Source organism: Algoriphagus alkaliphilus (genome assembly GCF_900103735.1).
Lineage (GTDB): Bacteria > Bacteroidota > Bacteroidia > Cytophagales > Cyclobacteriaceae > Algoriphagus > Algoriphagus alkaliphilus.
In genome coordinates, this window is the sequence record NZ_FMXE01000007.1 from 195,538 (window position 1) to 202,208 (window position 6,671).

The 6,671-nt window shown below is 43.4% G+C and carries 8 protein-coding genes; 3 read left to right on the forward strand and 5 right to left on the reverse strand.

Going from position 1 to position 6,671, the window contains the following annotated elements:
• Window positions 1-50: 50 nt before the first annotated feature.
• The 3 genes from BLQ81_RS06570 to BLQ81_RS06580 are packed head-to-tail and all read right to left on the reverse strand — an operon-like array spanning window position 51 to window position 1,397.
• Window positions 51-506 (reverse strand): PIN domain-containing protein, encoded by a 456-nt coding sequence (locus BLQ81_RS06570; RefSeq protein ID WP_092729151.1) that lies wholly within the window; start codon window positions 504-506, stop codon window positions 51-53.
• The gene (locus tag BLQ81_RS06575; RefSeq protein ID WP_092729152.1) at window positions 503-781 is read right to left on the reverse strand and encodes a hypothetical protein; all 279 of its coding nucleotides are present in this window, start codon (window positions 779-781) and stop codon (window positions 503-505) included. The genes BLQ81_RS06570 and BLQ81_RS06575 overlap by 4 nt, the downstream gene beginning before the upstream one ends.
• Window positions 782-812: 31 nt before the next feature.
• A complete protein-coding gene (locus BLQ81_RS06580) occupies window positions 813-1,397 on the reverse strand; it encodes a hypothetical protein (protein ID WP_092729153.1) in 585 nt (194 codons plus the stop codon).
• 78 nt (window positions 1,398-1,475) lie between these two features.
• Between BLQ81_RS06580 and BLQ81_RS06585 the strand changes: the two genes are divergently transcribed.
• Both BLQ81_RS06585 and BLQ81_RS06590 read left to right on the forward strand, forming a co-directional pair.
• On the forward strand, window positions 1,476-2,270 hold the full coding sequence (locus BLQ81_RS06585; RefSeq protein ID WP_092729154.1) for a pseudouridine synthase family protein: 795 nt from the start codon (window positions 1,476-1,478) through the stop codon (window positions 2,268-2,270).
• A 41-nt stretch (window positions 2,271-2,311) separates the two neighbouring features.
• The gene (locus BLQ81_RS06590) at window positions 2,312-3,865 is read left to right on the forward strand and encodes a sulfatase family protein (RefSeq protein ID WP_092729155.1); all 1,554 of its coding nucleotides are present in this window, start codon (window positions 2,312-2,314) and stop codon (window positions 3,863-3,865) included.
• Between the two features lie 85 nt (window positions 3,866-3,950).
• Here BLQ81_RS06590 and BLQ81_RS06595 read toward each other — a convergent pair whose 3' ends face one another.
• Complete coding sequence (locus BLQ81_RS06595; protein ID WP_092729156.1) at window positions 3,951-4,448, reverse strand: GNAT family N-acetyltransferase; 498 nt, start codon at window positions 4,446-4,448, stop codon at window positions 3,951-3,953.
• A 296-nt stretch (window positions 4,449-4,744) separates the two neighbouring features.
• On the opposite strand from BLQ81_RS06595, the gene BLQ81_RS06600 reads away from it, so the two are divergent.
• Window positions 4,745-6,325, forward strand: a complete 1,581-nt coding sequence (locus tag BLQ81_RS06600) for a peptide chain release factor 3 (protein ID WP_092729157.1) — start codon at window positions 4,745-4,747, stop codon at window positions 6,323-6,325.
• An 88-nt stretch (window positions 6,326-6,413) separates the two neighbouring features.
• Here the strand turns inward: BLQ81_RS06600 and BLQ81_RS06605 are convergent, their stop codons facing one another.
• Entirely contained in the window at window positions 6,414-6,614 is a 201-nt protein-coding gene (locus BLQ81_RS06605; protein WP_092728614.1) for a hypothetical protein, read from the reverse strand.
• Between the last annotated feature and the right edge of the window lie 57 nt (window positions 6,615-6,671).

Consider the following 6,671-nt stretch of genomic DNA (forward strand, 5'->3'; position numbering starts at 1 on the left):
AAATACTCAAAATCATGAATCAAGTAAATCTCTTCGAAATCAATATGGAATTAATTTAACCTTTCGTTTCTAATTTTCACCAAGTCCACCACTTTGATTCCAAAAGCCGATGCATAGTCAGAAAGTTTCGAATCACCCGTGATCAAAAAATCACACTCTTTGCAGAGTTCTAAAACTCCTGAATCTGTTAGTCCTAGTTCAAAAAAAGAGCTGGAGTCAATTATCCTTCTTGACTCAAGAAATTTTTCTGAGGACTTAGTTATTAATTCTCTCAGTATTTGGTAATACGCCCAGCGATGTCCTTTTTGGAAATTATTCAGCAAGTTGTCAACTTCTGTAAGAACATTCGGTGTAGTTACCACTTCCTCCAAGTTGCCTATCAGAAGTTCCAAATTCTCAAAGTCGGTCGATTCATAGATAGAAGTACGTTTATGCGATTTGATGAGAGACTTATCAATAAGCCCTACAATCAATAGAATCAGCGCATTCGTATCCACAAAAATCATCCTGCTTCTGAAAACATGTAAATCCCTAGCACTTCTTTATTTTCATCAATTTTTAGACGTTTGTATACTCTCTCTACCGGGGAAGAAAAAGTTATTGGGGTAATGCCAACAGGTCTATTTTTGTTTGCAACTAGAAATGAGACAACTACCTCCCAAATCTTCTGATCTTTTTTGAATTCCACCTGCTCTAATCTAAAGTCAGGATCAGGTAGACTAACTATTTCAGATAGCACACTTTTAGATGCCTCGAATACTTCTTTTAATGAAAGTTCCATAGCTGAATTTTTTCAAATTTAATGAATAACCTCAATTCCTCGCCGGATTAATCATGATATGCGCCCGATGTGTGCCTGGGTCCATGATCCAAGGTAGGCCGGGTGCTGCTGGTTTCAATGGCAATCCAGTACTCTCTGCCGTCGCCCATGGAATATAGACGACCGAGCGGGTATAGGTGTTTTTGGCTTCGCCGGTAGTCCAGTTTACATCGCTATGTTCAGCTGTTAAGGCATTCAGCAGGCTTCCCTGATCGGGCAGTTGAAGCTTTCCGGCTTTTGATTCTGCTTCTCTGATCTTGAATATTTCATCGGCATTTTTGCCTTCTTTTCTTAAAACCCAGCCTCTCGCCATAAATGGTTGGGCACTTTTGTGGTAACAGGACACACTCAGGCCCTCTCTGCCGGAGTCGTCTGCAAGACAGACTGTCTGATTTGTTCCCTGCCGAAGCAAAATAACCTCGCCCTTAGCATCATAGCCATAGACCGTAGCTCCGGCCCGTTGGTCCTCGGGAGCGGCTAGGACTGCAAGTTTGATTTGGATTTCTTTGGAGGGGATCGTTTGGGCAAAGGCCTGAACGCAGGCGAAAATCGTCAAAATGCTAAGAAATGTTTTCATAGTCTGTAGTTTTGGGTTCCCTCAATTTAGTCAACCTTTGAGGGCTTTCAAAAGAAAACTCCAATTTGGAATCAACCGATGCGCACCCGACCCCACGCTTATCTCTTTTCGATTTCTTACTTTGGTGCCAGATTTAAAGGTTGGGCAAAGCAAAAAGGTCAACCTACCGTGGAGGGGAAGTTGGATCGAGTCTTTCGCTTTGTACTGGGGCATGAGGATTTTCGGTTTATCGGGTCCAGCCGTACAGATTCAGGGGTAAGTTGTCGCAGTGGATTTGTCCAGCTTTTTCTCAGAGAAAGGCTGGACTTCGAACAGCTATTGGCGGCACTCAATCTCAACCTTGGAGGAGAAATCAGGCTAAATTCAGCAGCTGAAGTCTCAAGAGATTTCAATCTCATCCATTCCGTCAAGCAGAAGACCTACCGTTACTTTTTCTCCGACTCCAAATCCTTTCATCCTTTTGCATCTGCCATGCTGACTTGGGCAAATGGAATTAATTCCTTGGAACAGATGCAGGAAAATGCGGGATTATTTGTTGGAGAACACAATTTCAAAGCCTTTTGCAAGGTTTCAGGAAACAAGACCGATTTTACCAGAGAAATTTTGCGAGCTAAAGTCTTCGAGACAGAAGCTTTTTCTACGGAGTTTTCGCCAGAAAAGACCTATTGTTTTGAGGTAATCGGAACCGGTTTTCTTTATCATCAAGTCCGCAAAATGGTCAGCGCGATTTGGTATTTTTCTCCTGATGAAATCAAAAAAAGGCTGGACCAACCAACTTCAGAGTGGGAATCGGTCCCTACTGCTTCGTCGAATGGTTTGGTGCTATGGGAGACTAAGCTGGATGTGGGAAGTTTAGATAATAGTTTTGAATAGCTTTAAATAAAATTCAATTAAACCCAATCGCTCCTATTTCTATGCAGAAAAGAAATTATTTCAGTTTAATATCAGGCATACTGTGGATTCTTTTTTTATCCGCATGTACTCAACCTATCAAGGAAGAACAGCAGAAGAAACCCAACATCGTTTTCATTTATCTTGATGATCTTGGCTATGGCGACGTCAGTGCTTATAAGTCAGGAACCCTTCAAACTCCAAATATGGACAAACTTGCCAATGAAGGATTGAGGTTCACCAATGGTTATGCTTCCTCGGCTACCTGTACCCCAAGCCGATATGCCCTTCTGACCGGAACGTATCCTTGGAGAAATCAAAACGCCAAAATCCTCCCCGGAACTGCGCCACTGATCATTGATACTGCGCAGATGACCATTCCGAAAATGCTGAGAAGCCAAGGTTATGAAACCGCTGTGATTGGTAAGTGGCACTTGGGCTTGGGAACTGGCGTGGTGGATTGGAATCAGGAGATTTCCCCAAATCCAAATCATGTAGGATTTGATCATTCGCATATTTTGGCTGCTACGCAAGACCGTGTGCCAACTGTTTATATCGAAAACGGACGAGTGGTAAATCTCGATCCGAATGATCCAATCTCGGTGGATTACGACAAAAACTTTGAAGGTGAACCTACGGCGATCACCAATCCGGAATTGCTCACCATGAAGTGGCATCACGGACACAACAACAGCATCGTCAATGGGATTCCTCGAATTGGTTTCATGAAAGGTGGTCAGAGCGCCAAGTGGAGCGATGTGGATATGGCTGACCATTTCTTGGAAAAAGGGAAGGCTTACATCAAAGAAAAATCACGATCAGCTGAGCCGTTTTTCCTTTTCTTTCCCATGCAGCAGCCACATGTGCCGCGTACTCCACATCCGAGATTTGAGGGGAAATCCGGTATGGGACCAAGAGGAGATGTGATCTTGGAGGCAGATTGGGTGATCGGAGAATTGTATAAAACCTTGGAGGAAGCCGGGATTTTAGAAAATACACTGATCGTCTTTTCCAGTGACAATGGACCTGTGCTTAACGACGGATATTATGACGATGCAGTAGAAAAATTGGAAGATCATACACCTGCCGGTGTTTTGAGAGGAGGAAAATACTCCCTGTTTGAGGCGGGCACGAAGGTGCCGTTTATTACCTACTGGAAGGGGAATATCCAACCGGGTGTATCGGATGCTTTCGTGACGCAGATAGACTTGTTGGCTTCTTTGGCGGCCTTGGTTGGAAGTTCTGCTAGTGGTCCTGACAGTGAGAATCTATTGGATGCCTTTTTAGGGAAAAGCCAGCAAGGAAGAGAATCTTTCGTGTTGGAAGCTACCACCAGAACAGCACTTCGATCCGGAGATTGGGCGATGATTCCTCCTTATCCGGGGCCGGCAGTACAAAATCAAGTCAATATTGAATTGGGAAATTCAACGGATTATCAGCTGTTTAATCTGAAAGATGACCCCCGGCAACAAACAAACTTGGCTACTTCCAATCCTGAAAAACTCGAGGAAATGAAGAAAAAATATCTGGAGATCAGGGGAGACAACAATAAGATCGAACAGGTCGAACTAAAATAAAAAACGGGTTAAAGCTCACAGATGGCACAGATAATCACAGATAAAGAAAAATCCGTGTTTAACTGAGGTATCTGTGAGCAAATCCTCAAAGGCTCAATTCCATCACCACATCGTCCATAATAAAGCCATTTCCAATATCGATGACTTCCTTATAGATTTCTTGAAAGCCAATTCGATGGTAGAAGTTGATCGCGTTTTGGTTGTGTTTATTCACGTTGAGCAGCAGACTTTTTTGACTTGCTTTTCTGGCCCGATCGGCTACTTCCAGGATTAATGCTTTTCCGGCACCTTTTCCCTGTGCCTCCGGCAAGAGGTAGATTTTATGAAGCTTGGCCTTGGGTCCTTCCGAAAAGTTCAATTCAAAACCCGCAAAACCAAGTTCGGTCCCTTCTTCCTCAGCCAGCAAAAATGTGTGTCCTTTCTCCAGCTGAGATTCCAGCATTTCGAGCGAATACATCCAATTCAGCATGTAATCGATTTGCTCCGGGCTCAAAATATTGACAAAAGTGGTAGGCCAGGTAAGGTGGGCGATGGATTGAACTTTGGAGAGTTCATCGGCTGGTAATTTTCTGATCGAGATCATTATGGGTTTCGAAGTTTTGATTTGTCGATACGAATCGGGGACCTTTTAAGCGGAGATTTGAAGACTTTCCAAATTACATTTGCGAATTTAATTTGAATAATCAAACTGCTAACCTCAATGCCTAAAAGCATGAGATTTTTTGATAGGTAATATTATCCGCCATCTTCCTTGCTCATTTTTTCTTACTGGCAGACTTGCGGATGATCATGGTACCGATTGCTTAAAGATGGGAATTGTTCTAATTCAAAATTAATAATTCCATTTTCCCTACCTTTGCCCCCTGAAATTCAATACCCATGACGCTGAAAGAAGAGATCCAGAAGAGAAGAACTTTTGCCATTATTGCCCACCCCGATGCCGGAAAAACCACACTGACTGAAAAATTGCTCCTGTTTGGAGGTGCGATTCAGACTGCAGGAGCGGTCAAATCCAACAAAATCGACACAGCAACCAAGTCCGACTGGATGGAAATCGAAAAGCAACGGGGGATCTCTGTAGCGACTTCCGTAATGGGTTTTGAATACAAAGACATCAAAATCAACTTGCTCGATACACCTGGTCACCAGGATTTTGCGGAGGATACCTATCGGACGTTGACGGCTGTAGATTCGGTCATCATGGTCATCGACTGTGTGAAGGGGGTCGAAATCCAGACTGAAAAATTGATGGAAGTCTGCCGCATGCGTAACACGCCTGTAATCTGCTTTATCAACAAGCTTGACAGGGAAGGCCGTGATCCTTATGACCTTTTGGATGAAGTAGAAACCAAGTTGGGAATCAGTGTGAGGCCGCTTTCCTGGCCAATAGGTATGGGAAAGGGATTCAAAGGTGTCTATAATCTCTATGATCAGCAGCTAAATCTTTTTACTCCCTCTCAGCGAAAATTGAGCGATGATCGGCAGGTGTTTGAAAATCTGGACGATCCGCAACTGGATGGGCTGATTGGACCGGGTAATGCCAAGCAACTTCGGGAAGATGTGGACTTGATCGAAGGGGTTTACCCGGATTTTGATGTGAATGAATACCTGGAAGGAAAAATCGCCCCGGTATTTTTTGGATCGGCGGTGAATAACTTCGGAGTAAACGAAATGCTCGATACGTTTATCAAAATCGCCCCTGCTCCTAAAAGCCGCGAAACGGATGTGCGTGAAGTGAAGCCCGAGGAATCCAAGTTTTCAGGATTCATCTTCAAGATCCACGCAAATATGGACCCGAATCACCGGAACAGAATTGCCTTTTTACGGATCTGCTCGGGGAAGTTTGAGCGAAACAAACCTTACAATCATGTCCATGGCGCTAAACCCCTGCGATTTTCCAATGTCACGCAGTTTATGGCGCAGGACAAGGAAATCATCGATGAAGCTTTCCCCGGAGATATTGTCGGTCTCTATGATACCGGTAATCTAAAAATCGGTGATACGCTCACCGATGGAGAAAATATGGTGTTCACCGGAATTCCGAGCTTTTCACCGGAGATTTTCCGTGAGGTGGTAAACAAGGATGCGATGAAAACCAAGCAACTGGAAAAAGGCCTCAAGCAGCTGATGGAAGAAGGTGTGGCGCAGCTTTTTACTTTTGATATCGGTTCGAGAAAGGTAGTTGGGACTGTCGGACAGCTTCAATTTGAGGTAATCCAGTTTCGTCTGAAGAATGAATACAACGCCACGGCGGAGTTTCATCCCATGAACTTGTACAAAGCCTGCTGGATCAGCAGCAAAGACAAAAAGCAATTGGATGAGTTTGTCCGCTCCAAAAACCGCTACATCGCGCGTGACAAAGATGACAAGCTGGTCTTTATGGCCGAGTCCAAATCCTGGCTGCAAATGGTGCAGGACAACTATCCCGATATAGAATTTCACTTTACTTCGGAGTTTTAGGGTCAACAACCCTCCAAGGGTTCCGAACCCTTGGAGGCATTGGCGTTAACTTAAGGCTTATACCCCTATTAGAGAGATAGTTCCTCTCTTATTTTTTAGCCTTCTTCTTCAGAAATGATTCTTTTTTAATTACCCTTTTCAAAACAAAGGTATTCCTGTCCTCTATCTCCCATTCCAATTCTTCTGCTTTTTCTATATCACAAGACTCTGCCAGAGCCGCAGGAAAATTGATATAATAGGAACTGGTTTTTCCTCTTTCAACTCTTTGAATTTTAACTTTATAGCCCATATTTTTTATGATTTTATAATAGTATATTTACTGTTATAAATGTAAAACAAAATACCT